This window comes from Parasedimentitalea psychrophila, from assembly GCF_030285785.1.
Classification (GTDB): domain Bacteria; phylum Pseudomonadota; class Alphaproteobacteria; order Rhodobacterales; family Rhodobacteraceae; genus Parasedimentitalea; species Parasedimentitalea psychrophila.
The window spans coordinates 4131509-4147562 of the sequence record NZ_CP127247.1; the positions used below are offsets into that span (position 1 = coordinate 4131509).

Genomic DNA, 16054 nt, shown 5'->3' on the forward strand with positions numbered 1-16054 from the left:
GCTTCCAGCGGCGGTTTCAACGGGTCGACGCAACACATGCATTGAAACGCTCGGCTGGTGTCTCATATCCTAGCGTTTTTCGAGGTCGTTCATTGAGCTGTCTTGCGACCGCACTCAGCTTTGCTTGACTATGTATCGACAAATCTGTGCCCCTTGGGAAGTACTGTCGCAGAAAACGGTTGGTATTTTCGTTCGTGCCGCGTTGCCACGGTGATCGTGGATCACAGAAATAGACGTCGACATCAGTCGCCAAGGTAAACTTTTTGTGCCCCGCCATCTCGCTTCCACGATCCCATGTCAGTGAACGGTAGAGTTCTTTTGGTAGTTTGTGAGCTTGCTTGATCAGCGCCTGAACAACGCTGTGACTGTCTTTGTTGCCAACCTTGGCCAGCATCACATAACGCGTGTGTCGCTCGACCAATGTGGCAATGAAGCTGTTGCCAGAACCGGCGATCAAATCGCCTTCCCAGTGTCCTGGAACGGCACGGTCTTCCACATGCGCCGGTCTTTGGCGGATCGATATAGTGTCCTTGATTTGGCCAAGGCCGCTGCGCTTCATGGTGGTGTGGCGAGAGCGACGAATGGATCGCGTCGCCCGCAAGTGCGACAGCAATTCTTTCTTAAGTACATTGCGTGTCTGGATAAATAGGCTTCGGTAGATCGTCTCGTGAGAGACCCGTTTGTCTTCCTCATCGGGATGTGCGCGCATCAGCCAACCTGCGATTTGTTGCGGGGACCATTTGCGGGTCAGCTTGGCCGATATCGCCCCCTCTCATCGATACTTCGTATCGACTGCCGGGCAGTGGACATAGATAGATATTGCCTGCCAGTTTGCAGGGCTTTGGCCGATGGGCACGAGCCCATGCCGCTGCATCTGATTGAGCCGCACGGTAAAGTTTGACGCCACCGTTGCGCCGGATTTCGCGGCTGATGGTCGACGCAGACCGTTTCAAGGATCTCGCAATTGATCGCACAGATAGTTGCGCAGTCAGGCCTCGTGATATCTCCTCGCGCTCAGCCAAACTCAGAGCCAAACGGGACCTCATGCGATCTGGCGGACGGATACCACCGGTGCGCGCCAGCAGAGGATAAATCGATGATGATGCACGATCAAATCCACGTCCAATCGAACTCATCGACTCTCCGCGTTGCCAACGATCCCAGATCTCTGACTTCTGTTTATCTGTAAAAAATGTCTGCGGCGATAGGCCATGATTTACTGAACCTCGTCCCTGTTCCCAGACACTGGGGTACTTTACCCCTGTCCATGAAAGGGGCACCAAATGGGACGACAGCGACGGAATTATACGGACGATTATAAGGCTGCGGCAGTTGAACGGCTTTACGAGCCAGGAGCGACGCAGGGTAGCGTGTCGAGCGAGCTTGGGATCACCGGTACACAACTGAAGACGTGGAGGCTTGAGATTGAGGCGTTTGGTTCATCAGAAGCCAAGCGCCGTCAGAAGGCGGATGCCGCTGAACTGGTCCGCCTTCGCAAAGAGAACAGGCGTCTTGCTGAGGAAGTGGAGATTTTGCACAAGGCATCCGCTTTTTTCGCAACGAGGGCGGTGAAACCATGACGAACAAGCACAGCTTCGTCACTGCCCATAAAGCGCAATATGCGGTCTCCACATTATGCCGACACCTCAAGATATCTCGGGGTTGGTTCTATGGCTTTCTGACCAGTCAGGACGCCCGAGATCAGCGGCGTACCATCCGTGAAGCGCGAGATCTGGAGTTGCTGCCAAAGATAAAGGCGTTTTTCAAAGCCAGCGGGAAATGCTATGGGTCCAAGCGTATTCATCAGGATCTAATGGCTGATGGTGAGATCGCTTCTGAGCGGCGTGTGGCGATAATAATGAAAGAAAACAAGGTGTCTCCGCTTCTGCGTAAGCGCCGAAAGCCCAAAACTACTGACAGCAATCACGACATGAAGCCTTCACCAAATCTATTGGAGCAGAAGTTCAACTGCCAGACGCCCAACGCCGTTTGGCTGGCGGATATTACCTATATCGACACGGATGAAGGGTGGCTTTACTTGGCTGGCATCAAAGACATGTCCACGCGGGAGATTGTTGGCTGGGCGATGGAGGACCATATGCGGGCAGAGCTCTGCTGTGAGGCCCTGAAGATGGCTCTGGCGCGACGAGGGCCCGTTTCCGGATTGATCCACCATTCCGACAGGGGGAGCCAGTATGCAGGTGGGAAATACCGCAAGCTAATTGGCAAGGCCTCCATCACCCAATCCATGAGCCGCAAAGGAGAATGCCTGGATAACGCGCCAATGGAGAGCTTTTTTGCTTCATTGAAAAAAGAACTCGTGCATCGCCATCGGTTCAGAACGCGCGCTCAAGCCAAAGCTGCAATCTTCGAATACATTGAGGTCTTCTACAATCGCCAGCGCCGCCACTCCAGTATCGGCTACAAAACGCCCCTGCAGGCATTTGAAGATACAGCTTTGAAAATGGCCGCATAGGGTCAATAGTGAAACTGTCCGGTTTTAGGGACGAGGATCAGATCTGAAGGTCAGCCTGCAGGAAACCCGGCTGGAAATCCTGAAACGGGCGGTGTTCGCCCATGGTGGTCGCTGGGACCTGCCGTCTAACATTCGTGGATTTACCACACCTTCGTGAAATTCCGCTGCGGCCCACATTTGGAAAAAGCGGCGGTGCGTTTATTGGGCGAAAGGAATTACCGCCAGCCGGATGATCCCGGGCGAGGCTTTGAAGTAACGAAATGGGTTTTTTATCATCCGGAAACGCTAACTGACTGCCCCGCCCGCCTAAAGCCAATTTAATCTGACAGGACCGGCCAAAGCGTTCTTGGCGCGGGAGTAAGAGCCTATCACCGAAGATCAAAAGTCGATGCAATGACCGAATCCCGTTTCTTGCCTGCAAGCTGTTCGCACGGTGAAAGCATCAAGTTTTTTTGCACAGGTGTACTGATGAGCAGCTTCAAAAAACGTGCCACCGGCTTTGGGCAATTGGCGTTCAGCTTACGCATGAATGGGCTCTGCAGCTCCATTTCCCAAAAATGGGAGTACCCATAGCTTTCCAGAAGCTCTTGGACCCGTTTGCCTTCTGAAGGGTTAGTGGCAAAATGCGCTTCAAACGCAAGGACCGGTTGCTGTTCTTGGAAAAACGCCGCGCCGCCTTTTAAGACCTGCAGTTCATGGCCTTCGACGTCTATCTTCACAAACGAGACATCCGTCAAAGCGTTTTCTCGCGCAAATGTGTCTAAGGGGACCACCTTCATTTGCTGAGCAGCATCACTTGATCCCACTTCAATTCGCGAGGCGCCCATATTCTCGAAATTTTCGGCAAATGAAACTTCACCTGCTTGATCCGACAACCCGACATGGACCGGAATGATGTTTGTCCCTACGGTGTTGGATTGAAGGATGTGAAAGACAACTTCGTTGATTTCAAAGGCAAAGATTTTCCCGAAATATTTGGAAAAGGACGCCGCGTGGTTCCCGATATTGGCCCCGATGTCCAACGCCATCGCATGCCCTTTAAGGTGAGGGAAAACAAACTGCTCAAGAGCCTTGATTTCAGGCCCTGAAAAAACGCCGTCAATGATGACACGCAGGCTGACAGCGTCGCCCAATAACACCGCGCGCACAGAGGGGGTGGCTTGCTTTTTATTGTACCGTCTCAGCCAGTGCTTGGTCGCAAGTTTTAATATGGTCTGCATGGTCTTCCCTTTGGAATTGAAGTGCGACTGTATATCTGGCCAAATTAGGGGGCAACGCAGAAGCTGTGTTCGAGGGGAGACGGCTCGCGTCAGTCTGGCCACAAATACCGACATCCGCAGCGTTTCTAGATACACCCAAGACAATTGTGGCAGCGATTAACGTCGAGTGATGTCCGCGTTCTACTGTGGTTTCAATGGGTCGTCGCAACACTTTAATCTTTATGGAAAGATGGAGTGTTTTGAATGAAGTATCGCACACGGACGTTTTATACGGACAAACAGAAGTCCGAGATGTGGGATCGCTGGCAACGCGGTGAGTCAATGAGTTCGATTGGACGTCACTTCAATCGTGCGTCGTCTTCGATTTTCCCTCATTTGGCGCGGACTGGTGGGATCCGGCCCGCTGATCGCACACGGTCGCGATGGACCCTGAGCCTCATTGAACGGGAGGAGATTTCCCGTGGGCTTGTCGCAAAGCAGTCGTTTCGTTCAATCGCGCAAAGCCTGAACCGGTCGCCTTCGACAATCAGCCGAGAAGTTCGCAGGAATGGCGGACGCCAAGCCTATCGCGCCACCCAACCAGACCAGCGCGCCTGGGACTGCGCAATTCGGCCCAAGTTGTGTAAGCTCTCGTTCAACGATCCATTGTGCCAGTTGATAGCGCGCAAGCTGCGTCGGAAATGGTCACCGCAGCAAATTGCAGGGTGGCTCAAACGCAAATATCCTGATGAAGAGAAAAACCGCGTGTCACATGCACTGCCCGGCAGGGTATTGCGCAGCAATGTCCCGAGAGGAGAACGATATATCGCAGCCTCTATGTCCAAACCCGAGGGGTTTTAAAGAAGGAATTACAGGAATGTCTGCGCAGCCCACGTGCGATCCGACGCTCCAGACACGCCACTCAAAAGGGCCTTGAGTTGCGCAAAATCAAAAATGCTGTTTCGATTAGCGAACGCCCAGCCGAGGTCGAAGATCGTGCCGTTCCCGGCCACAGGCCTCTCGGTGATGCAAGCATCACCTGTCAGCTAATAGGATGCCGATTTGATCGCGGGATCGAACAACAGCTACATCGCGACGCTGGTTGCACGCCATTCCCGTTTCGTGATGCTGGCCAAAGTCGCGAACAAGGACACCCAGAGCGTGACGACAGCCCTGATCAAACAAGCACGAAAGCTTCCCAAGGAGCTCTACAAATCCCTGACTTGGGATCGCGGATCAGAGATGGCGGGGCATCGAAAGTTCACCATCGCCACAAAGATCGACGTCTATTTTTGTGATCCTCAGTCTCCGTGGCAACGCGGGAGCAACGAAAATACCAACCGCCTTCTCAGACAGTACTTCCCCAAAGGTACTGATATATCTGGCTTCAGCCAAGCCAAACTCAGCGCTGTCGCACGCCAACTCAACGAGCGGCCGAGAAAGACCTTGCAATATCAGACATCAGCAGAGAAATTTGAGGCCTGTGTTGCGTCCACCAGTTGAAACCGCAGCCCAGTTAAGACATTCAACCAGGAAATCCAAAAACTGTACGGCGCGTTTAGATTTGGCTACGTCTCTTCACTCGTGAAACATCTCATTTCGAAAGTTGGTTGTACAGTCGGGGGGCGACACACTAAACCGTTTTTAACGGCAAATGCCAAAAATGGGTGAAAGCAGTGAAAGTGATTGAGACCATAAAAAAGCGAGCAAAATCTTATCTGCACGCTTACCATGAGTTCCGTCAGGAAAGTAGTTTCGTGAGGCGAAGGCGTCCCGTCTTATTTGATGAAACAGAAAACAAATTTGAAAAATTCCTGGACCTATTCACTTTTTATTTATGCCTTGAGTGTGGGAAATCTGCTGGAGACTGGCATCCAACGCATGCCGACTGGAACAGAGGACACCATAACGGAGCGTTGCTGCAACAAATGAGCAGGGCTAAGAAAGTCGATATTTTCGAAGGCATCATGAATGCATATAGGGTTTTCCTCAATCACGCCGATAACCCCATTAACTTAGAGGAGGAACTGGGTAAGGCATTTATAGATACTGGAGGGTCGGCTCCCCAAAAAGACGTTTTACACCGAACACTGGAGTACTTTTATATTAACCAAGACGAAACATTCATCAGGCACGGAATCGAACTCTTACACCGGCGTGACTATCGAACTGAAAGCGACTTTCCCCCGAAATCCAGTATGGCTTCAATGTCTTTGTCAGAAGACGGTGTTACCTTTGCTATCGATTCCGATATTATTCCATTCAACACTTGTTTTAACCACGGAAATAGGTGGCCTTGGTATTATTGTGGGGGATGCATTACGGTTTCTGATTTTCGAAGATTAGGAGGGGAAATTGTCCGGCCCGGTGACAGAGACCATTTCTACGCGCGATCAAACCTGAAGGTGGATGACTGGTGTTTTGTATATCAGCGGCAAATAGAAAGAACAAAATCGATGGCCTCCTCGATTGATGGTTTGAGAGAAAGCATCATCGAAATCAAACAGTCTGGGGCAAGACATATCGAGAAAACGGTCTTAAGTAAGTTCTTTATCCTCGTGAGCATGCTCAGGCAAAAGCTTGCCTTACAAGGAATAGAGGTAATCTGAACCTGCGATTGAACTGAGACATCACCGATCAAACGAGTTTGTGTAGTACTGAAGTCGGTGTTACCTCAGTTTCGTAGACGCAATAGGCTTGGAACGTCCAGCCCATCAGCGGCGGATCTTTCGCAACTATTGATGACTTTTTAATGGAAATGGCTGCGAACGCTGATTGTGCCAAATCACATTAAGGTCAGAAAAGTCCGCATAGTTGCTGTTTGATCGGATTGCAACGAAAGTCTTGTGTGGATGGCTCCTGCATAGCAAGACATTTTTGCGGTGATCCGCGCATTTGTCAGAAGCAGTCTTGTGTCCGGCCTGTTTGCGCGGTTTTGACCGCTGGCCCTCCCTTTCGGGACATTGCTGCGCAATGCCCTGCCGGGCAGTGGATGGGTTCCGCGAACCAAGTCCCTTTCTGCTTTGCGGGCAATAACGCCCGGGACATTCGACGGGGTGTCTTGGTTGTTGCGGCTGACTTTTGCACCATCACTTCGCAGGTCTTGCTATCTCGTGTTGTTTAGGTCTTTTCAGATTGTTCTCGGCGTGTACGGCTCATTCTTTGTCAAAACTGCCCAGACGATCCGTGCCGTTTTATTCGCCATTGCCACAGTTGCTAAGCGTGCTGGTTTGCGTTCCAAAAGGGCTGTTAGCCATTTACTCGCCCTTTCCGGGTGGGATCGAGTCTGTCGCACAAGCGATGTCATTCCTACGACAAGGAGCTGGCGCAGATATTGATCACCCATCCGCTGCCCGGCAGGGCATCGCCATGCGATGTCCCGAGAGGGATGGTGATCCGGCCTAATCGCTCTTTCCCACCACTCGATTTGTTGGCAGGCGTCAATCCTATCCACGCAGCAAACTCTCGACCATTCCTGAACTGATGGCCATCGCCAATGCTAGCAGCGATCGCAGATGCCGTGACAGTGCCGACGCCAGGTATTGTTTGCAAGAGCCTCACGCGCGCGTCTCGCTTCGCCTCCAATCTCAGACGTGTCTCATACCATCTCACCTGCTCATGAAGGGCTCCAAGCCGCTGGCACAGATTGCGGAACACGTCCTGCGCAATAGTGGGAAGTTCCAGTTCAACGCCTTCGACCACACTTTGCGCAAAGCTGATCACCCGTGCGAGGCCACGGGCAATGTAGATACCAAACTCGGCCAACAGACTGCGAAGCGCATTGATCAATTGGGTGCGTTGTCGAACAATCAGACTTCGTGCCCGGTGCAAGGACAGAAGCGCTTGTTGGTCAACCGATTTGATTTCAACAAACCGCATCGTGGGCCGCGTGACTGCTTCGCAAATAGCCTCCGCATCAATCGCGTCAGACTTGCCGCGCTTCACATAAGGTTTGACATACATCGGCGGGATAAGCCGTACTTCATGTCCCACCTGGCTCAGCTCGCGCGCCCAGTGATGGCTGGTACCGCAGGCTTCAATCCCGACCAAACAAGGATCAAGGCGCTTAAAAAATGCCAGCACCTGCGCACGGCGCAACGGGCGATTGAATGCGACTTCACCTGCATCAGTGATACCGTGCACATGAAAGATGTTCTTGGCCAGGTCGAGGCCAACTGTTGTAACTTGCATTGGGTGGCTCCCCTCATTCGCAGATTTCGACACCTGATTTATGGCGCAAAGCGACGCCGGTTGGAGCAGGAGCCATCCACCCCATCTGCTTTCCGCCCTTAGTGACATCCGTAAGCTGACCTAGTTCCGGGTTTTCGAAGATGTAGTGAGTGGTGGATCTGGCCGCAGTCTGGCCCGTGCTGCACTTCGTCTTGAAGGTCCTCTGTGGATGGCTCCTGCATTGCAAGCGTTTTTCGGCGATTTCGCAGCGTTTTGTCAGTACAGTCGTCTGTCCGGCCTGTTTGTGCGCCACTTTCAAAATACTGCTGGCCTTCCCTTTCGGGACATTGCTGCGCAATGCTCCGCCGGGCAGTGGATGGTTTCCGCAAGCGAGGATCCAAACGGCTTAACGACCTCAAAGGGCCGGTGACCTTCCCGGAGTGTCCTGGCTCTTGGTTGACTTGTGCCGCGTCATCACCTCATTCGTCTTGCATCTCGTGGCCGCCATGTCGCCTATGCGACTGGCTGCCTGTATTGCTGTCCTTTCGATAAAACTGCCCAGATCACTCGCGCTGACTTGTTGGCCATAGCAATCGTCGCAAGCCGGAACGGCTTTTGAGCGAGGATCAGTCCGGTTTTAGGGACGAGGATCAATCTTTCCATATCTGCGCAAGACCAAAGCGCCGGGTTAAACTTTTTGTAAAAGTTTCACTCTTCGTACCTAATGAACATCCACTTTCCTCCCGCTTGCCGAGCGTGCAAGCGGGCGGAAAATTCACGGCTTAGATTTGTAACAGGGCGCGAAAGCTCCCGTTGCACCTTTGCCCACCCTCTAAGTTTGAGAACTTTACGGGCGCTGTCCAAGCTGGATTTCTCAGCACCTTCGGGCAAAAATGACTGGTGTGTGCGCACTTGCTGAACGCAGATCGCAGGAAACAACTGCCATGGTGTGATCTCGGGGAATATCGCATATTTCGCATCAAACATGAGGTAGTCTACCGGAACTTTGAACCTCTGGGTGCGTTCAACGAGCCGGTTGGCGATGCTTTGCGATAGGATATAGCCCCCAGCCCCTAGATGCCGCGACTTAAGGCGGCCGAGTTGTCTGGTCTTACCAACGTCAACAAAAGGGGGGGAAACAACCGCTTTGCGCTGGTAGGTCTCTATCTTAATTATATCAGCGTCACTCGGCAGCCAGGAATCATCGTTTAGCAAGGTTTTCGAATCATCGGAGAATTTTAAGTCATCCTCAAAAACAGCGCCAAATTTGTGCTGGCCTGCCGCGATTTTTTCCCACGCCGCGCGATGGCTCAGGAAGCAGCCAACCTCTGGCCCGGATAAACGGTGCATGCCTTTCTCTGGCTGATGCAAAGCGTCAATCTGTTCTCGACTTAAGTTTGTGCCGTCAACAGCAGGCAAACGGGTCAGCGGTAGGTTTAACCTACTTACCTCCGACAACATATGCTCTGAACGTTTCTTGGCACGATCTAGATTGATGTAGTAACCTGGAACTTTCATCGATTAACACCTGTAAACACAACGACATCATCCGCGTCTTCGGTTTGGACAAACCCATAACTGACTAAGAGGCCTAGCATTTTTTCCAAGCTCTCCAGGCCGTCTGTGTAGGCATGCGGATGGGTTTCAAGAATTATCAATTCAAACCGTTTCAGGGCCTCGGTTTCAGCAATGATAAGATCGAATTCTGCGCCTTCGATATCACAAATAAGTGCGACTGGGCCATCTGGGAGGCGGTTGGACACCTGGGCCAGCGTGGTGGTCGGAACTGGGTGCCCCTGTAACGATACCCGTCCGGTGTGTGCATTGTGGCCAAAGTCGAACATCACCTGCGCTTCGCCGGAATAATCCACCGCCGCTTTAATCACATCGACGCAGTTTGGTTTCGCTTCGGCGCGTGCATTATGTTTACAGACTGCGGCCAGTTCAGGGTTGGCTTCTACAATTATATGCAGTGCTTCCGGCCCAATTTGGTGCCTGACGAGGGTTGAGATGACGCCAATCGACCCGCCTAGTTCAACAACATGATTTCCAGCGGACAAATATGTCTGAACAAATTTGGCTTCAGGAACCTCGTATGGGCGTTTACGTGCCAGCATGTAGCGGATTTCGGGGTCAACATTATGTGGAACGGTTACCTTGACACCATGTACCGAAAATTGATCTCCATGAACGAGGTGATGCGCGGCGAGCCAAACCTTCCTGGTCAGCTTGGTCATTTATTGGCCTCACGCGTTGCGCCGCCATCCCGGAACGTGCTTAGAACGCCGCATAGATATGCGACCTGTTTAGAACGCTTGCGTTCCGAAAACAAAACAGTGACTGAAAGTAGCTGTCCTAAAGCGGAGTTCAATGCTCTGGCAAGCGGAACAGGGCGGCCGTGTTTGCGGGTTGCATAAACACGCGATCGCGCCATATGCCACGCTTTTAGAGCGGCGATTTCCGGTGAACGGACAGAAGACCGCCCTTCCAAGTGAGTCACAATCGCATCACGCACAAACATCAACTTGCCAGCGTTTTTTCTAAGGCGTAGCGCAATATCATCATCTTCGTGATACAGAAATATATTCTCGTCAAAGCCTGAAATATGCTCAAAAGCAGCTCGCCGAATAAGTAGTGCAGCACCAGACAAAACGGTGACTTCTCTGTCTTGCTCGGGCCAGCCGCGTGGCATCTTGTCAGAGCGTGGAAACAGATGACTGTTCCGCTTAAAAAGCTGCCCGCCATTCGGAGAAGTAATCTGTGGATTGAATGCTGAAGCGTCTTTGTAGGTGTCCGCCGCGGCCAAAAGGCGGGTCAAAGTGTCGGCGGCTAAGGCTGCATCCGGATTGATAAAAAGTAGAAATTCGGTATCGAGTTCTGCGGCACCTTGGTTGCAGGCAACACCAAAGCCTTTGTTTTGGTCATTAGAGATCAATTTGGCGCTGTACTTCGCCGCAAGAGTAGCCAGCTCTCCGCCATCGTCTTCGCCGGCATTGTTGACCAAAACCACCTGTACCCCATTCGGAACCGATGCGAGCATCTGCGGGAGAACTGCCATGCTGCGATAGCAGACTGTGACAACTCCAATTCGATTTAAATCCATAACTTTAGCCGACATTTCTCAAGTAAATACCTTCCTTGCGTTTTGTCAATATATTGTGCCCAAATCAAGCCTGCAGGGCCTGCTGTGCCGTGATAAGGGCGCTTGCCACGTGACTTGAGGATGACTTCTGGTCCCGGAGGCGGGATTGATCCGGTTTTGGTCTGTTCGACACCCGTTTGGTCAGACCTGTGGAGCCGCTTTCGCTCAGGTTTTATCGGTGGCGCAGTCATGCGGGAACCGGCGGTGCACGCAGCGCTGGATCGCCGCCAAGATGCGATTGAACAAATCTCCACTGATCGCAACTTCAGCAAGCTGGAAGGTAATGGCACGGGCATGTCGAACGACCCTTGCACCTATCTTGATCGGCCGGGTTTGTAGGCTGGTCAGCGACCAGTCGGCTATCTCCTCGGGCAACTCGGCCCCTCGACACCTTCGCGTTCCGCTGACACGCGCAGTCCCAAAAAATCAGACTGATATCGACGGGCGAGCACTTTCGGATCAAGCGCTGTATCGATGTAATCAGCCGATTGGGCCGCTTGAAACAGCTCTGCAAACCGCCGGGCTTGGCGCAGATTGACCTGCGCAAGGGGAGCGCCCTGCGTTGCGAGTCCCGTTACAAGTAGCCGGTGATAGAAACCCATCGCCTCGAACACGACCAAAGACACTTCTGTCTGTCGTACCAATGCTACGCATTCCCTGCCGGCAATGATGGCCTGGAACAGCGCGATCCTCGACCTCAGGTGGGCGTTCACTGATCGGAATTGCATCTTTGATTTTGTGCAATTTAGGGCCCTTTTTCTCGGTGTGCCTGGACCGTCGGATGGCGCACAGGCCAAGCAGGAAGTCCTGCAATTCCTTCTTCAAAACCCCACGAGTTTGAACATGGAGGCTGCGATAAATCGTTCTCCTCTCGGGACATTGCTGCGCAAAACCCTACCGTGTAGCCAATGCTGGCGACATCAACGGGGATGGATACGACGACTTGTTGATCGGAGCGCGGGAGGCTGACCCGAACGGAAATGAACAAGCTGGAGAGGTCTATGTTATCTATGGGCAAGACACATTCTCTGATCCTCGTCCCTAAAACCGGACAGTTTCACTATTGACCCTATGCGGCCATTTTCAAAGTTGTATCTTCAAATGCCTGCAGGGGCGTTTTGTAGCCGATACTGGAGTGGCGGCGTTGGCGATTGTAGAAGACCTCAATGTATTCGAAGATTGCAGCTTTGGCTTGAGCGCGCGTTCTGAATCGCTGGCGATGCACCAGTTCCTTTTTTCAATGAAGCAAAAAACTCTCCATTGGCGCGTTATCCAGGCATTCTCCTTTGCGGCTCATGCAGTGCCTGGCAGTGCATGTTCACATGCACGAGAGGGGATTGGGTGATGGAGGCCTTGCCAATCAGCTTGCGGTATTTCCCACCTGCATACTGGCTCCCCCTGTCCACTGCCCGGCAGTGTATTGCGCAGCAATGCACGAGAGGGAGTGTCGATATAGGTAATATCCGCCAGCCAAACGGTGTTGGGCGTCTGGCAGTTGAACTTCTGCTCCAGTAGATTTGGTGAAGGCTTCATGTCGTGTTTGCTGTCAGTAGTTTTGGGCTTTCGGCGCTTACGCAGAAGCGGAGACTCCTTGTTTTCTTTCATTATTATCGCCACACGCCGCTCAGAAGCGATCTCACCATCAGCCATTAGATCCTGATGAATGCGCTTGGACCCATAGCATTTCCCGCTGGCTTTGAAAAACGCCTTTATCTTTGGCAGCAACTCCAGATCCCGCGCTTCACGGATGACAAGCCGCTGATCGCGGGTGTCCTGACTGGTCAGAAAGCCATAGAACCAACCCCGAGATATCTTGAGGTGTCGGCATAATGTGGAAACCGCATATTGCGCTTTGTGGGCCGTGACGGAACTGTGCTTGTTCGTCCGCTGCCCGGCAGGGCATTGCAAGGCGATGTCCCGAGAGGGATGGTTTCACCGCCCTCGTTGCGAAAAAAGCGGATGCTTTCACCGGGATAACGATCCCCCGGATCGGTCTCCGTTCCGGCTCAATCCAAAATCTCCACTTCCTCAGCAAGACGCTTGTTCTCATTGCGAAGGCGGGCCAGTTCAGCGGCATCCGCCTTCTGACGGCGCTTGGCTTCTGATGAACCAAACGCCTCAATCTCAAGCCTCCACGTCTTCAGCTGTGTGCCGGTGATCCCAAGCTCGCTCGACACGCTACCCTGCGTCGCACTAGGCTCATAAAGTCATTCAACTACCGCAGCCTAATAATCGTCCGTATATTTCCGTCGCTGTTGTCCCATTTAGTGCCCCTTTCATGGACAGGGGGAAAATACCGCAATGTCCGGGAACAAGGACGAGGTTCAAACTTCGTTAGCTGGCCCCATGAACAAGGCAAGGACGGACCCATCGGACTCGTTACGGGCCCAGCCCGACAGGCCGCGTCGTTGCGCTTCTGAGCGTGTCCATGCACGAAAAGCAACACCTTGAACACGCCCTGCAATTCTAGCCTTGATAGCAATGTCAGACATGAGAAATTGCCCCTTTGCCTTATAGAAGAACAATCTACCACGCTTTTTGCTCCACGCAGCAATAGATTGAACACTCAGAGGACATGACAAAGGCCAAGACAAAACAGCGCCCAATTTTAGGCAGGCTGTTTGGCGGGTAGAAAATAGACCCTCCAAATAAATGTGTTTTTTCAACTATTTGAAAGGGGTGATGGCGGCAGACATCCGCCACATTTACCTAGCAAGGCATTGACTTAAATCAACTCTTCAATGTGATTTCAGAAAAATACCACAATACATACCACACCAAGTTTTGAATTCCGCGAATTTCTGTCTCTCAGCTGTCTAGATTTTAGAGCGATCCCAACCCCTCGTCAAAGGTCTTCGCCGGTCAGCACGTCTTTGCGGTCTGAACCATCTTCATTCTTGGCCGAGGTCCAGGTCTTCCACCGCATTGCGGTTGGCAAGGTCGGGGCATAGTCCCTACCCTCCAGTTCGGCCTCGTCCTGGCGTTCCTGTTCGATGTCATCGAGGTATTTCAGGAACAAAATCCAAGATGTCTAATCGGCATAGTCCAGCTCAGATGCCAACCCCTCTTCGTTACGCAATTTCGTTACGCAATTCACGGTCGATGCTGTTAAAGGCGTTTTCAAACACGGGCGGTCCTTTGATTTTTCGGCAAGGTAGGTTTTGGTGACGTCAGGAACAACGGCTAATCAGCCAATGCCCGGCGTCTCTATCAACTCTGCCTGGCGTTCAATCGAAACTGGACAGGATGCGCTTACGTTTGTGACGACATTTGAATGGCCGATGTTCTGCGAAAAGGCTTTGAAGGCTTCGCGAGTTGGATAGCGAATGTCGGCCCATTTCACCAGTGTTTTGCGGAACGCGTGGGGCGTGAAGGGCGGCAGATAGGCACGGGTGAAGGCCTCTTTGATCGCCGTGCGAATGGCGTTGGCGTTCTTGTAGGTTTCCCGCTCAAGGCCCACCACTTTGAACTCGCCGTCAATCGGCTTGATCTTTGCAGGCGGAAACAGCGGGTCGTCGGAGCCGAACAGCTTTTCGCGTTTCAGGTACGTGACCCATTGATCAAAACAGGCCCGATACTCGGGTTGAGGTGTCCGAAGCGCCAAGACCTAACGACATTGCCCCCCTACTGCCCGAAGCACGTATTGAGATCACGCTTGAGAATGGGCGCAAGCTATCCATCAGTGATGGCGTAGATGCGGGCTTTGTTCTGGAACTGGCGCGGGGACTGGCCATACGATCCCCTTTTGGCAGATGCAAAGATCTGGCTCACAGCCCGCGTGACGAATATGCGGCGTGGGTTTCATGGCTTGGCTGCACAGACCGAGCAGGTTTTGGCGGGTGATCCATAGGAAATGATCCATTGTCAGGTCATGGCGGGAACGACATATTAAGTGGTGCAACGGCGCAGATGTTCTGAATGGGGGAGATAGCGGCTACCGGTCTGACGCGTGGCCGGAATCGCTGGAACTTGTTGGGGTTTGAGCGTGCTGGGTAGAATGCTGTGGTTCATGGAGCATGCGCCAGGCCGAGGTGCCCTTGGGATCGTTCCAGAATGTGAGTTTGTCAAATCGCTCGTACAGGTCTGGCGGCAGAACCGTGGTCCGCGGTGTGTGCCGCACTGGCCCAGTCACTTTGTGCAATCCGGCAGCGCCGAGCTGTCTGTCGAATTCAGGTGCGTCATACTCGACCTTCTGGAAATCATGCGCGAACCATTCTTCGCCAAGGAACTTGTAGACCAACCGCAAGCAGGCCTCGGGCTGGCTGGCTAGGATGTCGTAGTCGATCAGCAGAAGGTGTCTGGAGTGCTCGCCGTAATATGCCTCCTTCAGGGCCGAGTATGCGAAGCCAACGACGCGACCCCGGTGGGCTAGCGCTTCCGTCCGGCTATAGACGGTGGCGCGTTCTTCAGCGGACGCAAAAAGTCTGGAGGGTTCAAAGGCGCTTCGCCGCACTAGGCATTCGAAACTGTCCATGATCCACGCGACATTGCGCACGCAGCACAGCATCTTTGCCTGAGGAAACAATGCCCGGACAAGCGGCAACTGGGCTGCCCATAATCGGTTGGTGTCGAAGATCGCCTGCTTGCCAGACTGGTCCGAGTAATAGGCCTGAACAACGGCGCGCAGAATCCGTTTTCTTTTCTCCTCGTCAAGAAACACAGCCGTTTCATTTTGCGGACTCATCGCGTTCAGCAGGGTCGTCACCAGCCCGCCGACCGGCCCGGTCATCGCCGCGGCAAACCGCGGGTTCTGGCGCAGGATGCCCGCCAGCAGCGTTGAGCCGGAACGCGGCAAACCGGAAATGAAATGGATGGTCTGCATGGCGTGTCCTCCCCGAACACAGCTTCGTCAAAGCATAGGCGACAGCCGCACAAAATGCAGCCCCCGCAGGGCCATTGGCCCGCATGCCATATCGTTCCACGCTGGAAAGGCCTGTGCATCGGCCTATATCAACCGATATCCAACGCGCGTGAGGTAAACTCCTGGCCCTGAAAGGCCGGTCGCGCGAAGGACCGAGGGGTGCGGGTGCGCCCGCTTGCCCTGGGGCGGTTTCGTCAGCTGGGGAG

Annotated in this window: 14 protein-coding genes and 6 pseudogenes; 5 read left to right on the forward strand and 15 right to left on the reverse strand. The window is 53.0% G+C overall.

Annotated elements, in window-relative coordinates; all coding sequences use genetic code 11:
* Positions 1-16 precede the first annotated feature (16 nt).
* Positions 17-1213 (reverse strand): annotated as a pseudogene (locus tag QPJ95_RS20030) (IS30 family transposase).
* A gap of 70 nt (positions 1214-1283) precedes the next feature.
* On the opposite strand from QPJ95_RS20030, the gene QPJ95_RS20035 reads away from it, so the two are divergent.
* Together QPJ95_RS20035 and QPJ95_RS20040 are read left to right on the forward strand one after the other, a co-directional pair.
* Positions 1284-1580 carry a transposase gene (locus tag QPJ95_RS20035; protein ID WP_286018121.1) on the forward strand — a complete coding sequence of 99 codons (297 nt, stop codon included), beginning with the start codon at positions 1284-1286 and terminating at the stop codon, positions 1578-1580.
* Positions 1577-2476 carry an IS3 family transposase gene (locus tag QPJ95_RS20040; protein WP_270921312.1) on the forward strand — a complete coding sequence of 300 codons (900 nt, stop codon included), beginning with the start codon at positions 1577-1579 and terminating at the stop codon, positions 2474-2476. The genes QPJ95_RS20035 and QPJ95_RS20040 overlap by 4 nt, the downstream gene beginning before the upstream one ends.
* A gap of 368 nt (positions 2477-2844) precedes the next feature.
* Here the strand turns inward: QPJ95_RS20040 and QPJ95_RS20045 are convergent, their stop codons facing one another.
* On the reverse strand, positions 2845-3696 hold the full coding sequence (locus tag QPJ95_RS20045; RefSeq protein ID WP_270921294.1) for an FkbM family methyltransferase: 852 nt from the start codon (positions 3694-3696) through the stop codon (positions 2845-2847).
* 243 nt (positions 3697-3939) lie between these two features.
* Between QPJ95_RS20045 and QPJ95_RS20050 the strand changes: the two are divergent.
* Together QPJ95_RS20050 and QPJ95_RS20055 are read left to right on the forward strand one after the other, a co-directional pair.
* A pseudogene (locus QPJ95_RS20050) lies at positions 3940-5178 on the forward strand (IS30 family transposase).
* A 173-nt stretch (positions 5179-5351) separates the two neighbouring features.
* Positions 5352-6284 (forward strand): hypothetical protein, encoded by a 933-nt coding sequence (locus QPJ95_RS20055; RefSeq protein WP_270921297.1) that lies wholly within the window; start codon positions 5352-5354, stop codon positions 6282-6284.
* A 521-nt stretch (positions 6285-6805) separates the two neighbouring features.
* Here QPJ95_RS20055 and QPJ95_RS20060 read toward each other — a convergent pair.
* From QPJ95_RS20060 to QPJ95_RS20085, 6 genes and pseudogenes are all read right to left on the reverse strand, one after another.
* A pseudogene (locus QPJ95_RS20060) lies at positions 6806-7866 on the reverse strand (IS110 family transposase).
* 687 nt (positions 7867-8553) lie between these two features.
* Positions 8554-9363: a glycosyltransferase family 25 protein gene (locus QPJ95_RS20065; protein ID WP_270921214.1), complete on the reverse strand. Its 810-nt coding sequence runs from the start codon at positions 9361-9363 to the stop codon at positions 8554-8556.
* On the reverse strand, positions 9360-10082 hold the full coding sequence (locus QPJ95_RS20070) for an FkbM family methyltransferase (protein ID WP_270921215.1): 723 nt from the start codon (positions 10080-10082) through the stop codon (positions 9360-9362). Before QPJ95_RS20070 ends, QPJ95_RS20065 begins: the two co-directional genes overlap by 4 nt.
* Complete coding sequence (locus tag QPJ95_RS20075) at positions 10079-10948, reverse strand: glycosyltransferase family 2 protein (RefSeq protein WP_270921216.1); 870 nt, start codon at positions 10946-10948, stop codon at positions 10079-10081. The genes QPJ95_RS20070 and QPJ95_RS20075 overlap by 4 nt, the downstream gene beginning before the upstream one ends.
* A gap of 226 nt (positions 10949-11174) precedes the next feature.
* Positions 11175-11374 (reverse strand): annotated as a pseudogene (locus tag QPJ95_RS20080) (transposase); the annotation flags it as partial.
* A gap of 282 nt (positions 11375-11656) precedes the next feature.
* Positions 11657-11851 (reverse strand): annotated as a pseudogene (locus QPJ95_RS20085) (IS30 family transposase); the annotation flags it as partial.
* A gap of 82 nt (positions 11852-11933) precedes the next feature.
* Between QPJ95_RS20085 and QPJ95_RS24360 the strand changes: the two are divergent.
* Complete coding sequence (locus QPJ95_RS24360) at positions 11934-12032, forward strand: hypothetical protein (RefSeq protein WP_390923850.1); 99 nt, start codon at positions 11934-11936, stop codon at positions 12030-12032.
* Positions 12033-12056: 24 nt separating this feature from the next.
* Here QPJ95_RS24360 and QPJ95_RS20090 read toward each other — a convergent pair.
* The 7 genes and pseudogenes from QPJ95_RS20090 to QPJ95_RS20120 form a co-directional block, all read right to left on the reverse strand.
* Positions 12057-12284: pseudogene (locus QPJ95_RS20090) on the reverse strand (IS3 family transposase); the annotation flags it as partial.
* Positions 12281-12895 carry an IS3 family transposase gene (locus QPJ95_RS20095; RefSeq protein ID WP_313860114.1) on the reverse strand — a complete coding sequence of 205 codons (615 nt, stop codon included), beginning with the start codon at positions 12893-12895 and terminating at the stop codon, positions 12281-12283. The pseudogene QPJ95_RS20090 and the gene QPJ95_RS20095, both read right to left, overlap by 4 nt.
* A gap of 98 nt (positions 12896-12993) precedes the next feature.
* Positions 12994-13164, reverse strand: a complete 171-nt coding sequence (locus tag QPJ95_RS20100) for a hypothetical protein (RefSeq protein ID WP_286018193.1) — start codon at positions 13162-13164, stop codon at positions 12994-12996.
* A 147-nt stretch (positions 13165-13311) separates the two neighbouring features.
* Positions 13312-13479, reverse strand: coding sequence for an acylphosphatase (locus tag QPJ95_RS20105; protein ID WP_313851714.1), 168 nt, complete (start codon positions 13477-13479; stop codon positions 13312-13314).
* Between the two features lie 353 nt (positions 13480-13832).
* Positions 13833-14006: a hypothetical protein gene (locus tag QPJ95_RS20110; protein WP_270920953.1), complete on the reverse strand. Its 174-nt coding sequence runs from the start codon at positions 14004-14006 to the stop codon at positions 13833-13835.
* Positions 14007-14174: 168 nt separating this feature from the next.
* Positions 14175-14591 carry a hypothetical protein gene (locus QPJ95_RS20115; RefSeq protein WP_270920952.1) on the reverse strand — a complete coding sequence of 139 codons (417 nt, stop codon included), beginning with the start codon at positions 14589-14591 and terminating at the stop codon, positions 14175-14177.
* Between the two features lie 330 nt (positions 14592-14921).
* Positions 14922-15809 (reverse strand): sulfotransferase family protein, encoded by an 888-nt coding sequence (locus tag QPJ95_RS20120; RefSeq protein WP_270920951.1) that lies wholly within the window; start codon positions 15807-15809, stop codon positions 14922-14924.
* Positions 15810-16054 lie beyond the last annotated feature (245 nt).

Bases quoted from the DNA above. Each gene is read 5' to 3' on its own strand.
- QPJ95_RS20035 (WP_286018121.1), top strand. From the start codon at position 1,284: ATGGGACGACAGCGACGGAATTATACGGACGATTATAAGGCTGCGGCA.
- QPJ95_RS20040 (WP_270921312.1), top strand. From the start codon at position 1,577: ATGACGAACAAGCACAGCTTCGTCACTGCCCATAAAGCGCAATATGCG.
- QPJ95_RS20045 (WP_270921294.1), bottom strand. From the start codon at position 3,696: ATGCAGACCATATTAAAACTTGCGACCAAGCACTGGCTGAGACGGTAC.
- QPJ95_RS20065 (WP_270921214.1), bottom strand. From the start codon at position 9,363: ATGAAAGTTCCAGGTTACTACATCAATCTAGATCGTGCCAAGAAACGT.
- QPJ95_RS20070 (WP_270921215.1), bottom strand. From the start codon at position 10,082: ATGACCAAGCTGACCAGGAAGGTTTGGCTCGCCGCGCATCACCTCGTT.
- QPJ95_RS20075 (WP_270921216.1), bottom strand. From the start codon at position 10,948: ATGGATTTAAATCGAATTGGAGTTGTCACAGTCTGCTATCGCAGCATG.
- QPJ95_RS20105 (WP_313851714.1), bottom strand. From the start codon at position 13,479: ATGTCTGACATTGCTATCAAGGCTAGAATTGCAGGGCGTGTTCAAGGT.
- QPJ95_RS20120 (WP_270920951.1), bottom strand. From the start codon at position 15,809: ATGCAGACCATCCATTTCATTTCCGGTTTGCCGCGTTCCGGCTCAACG.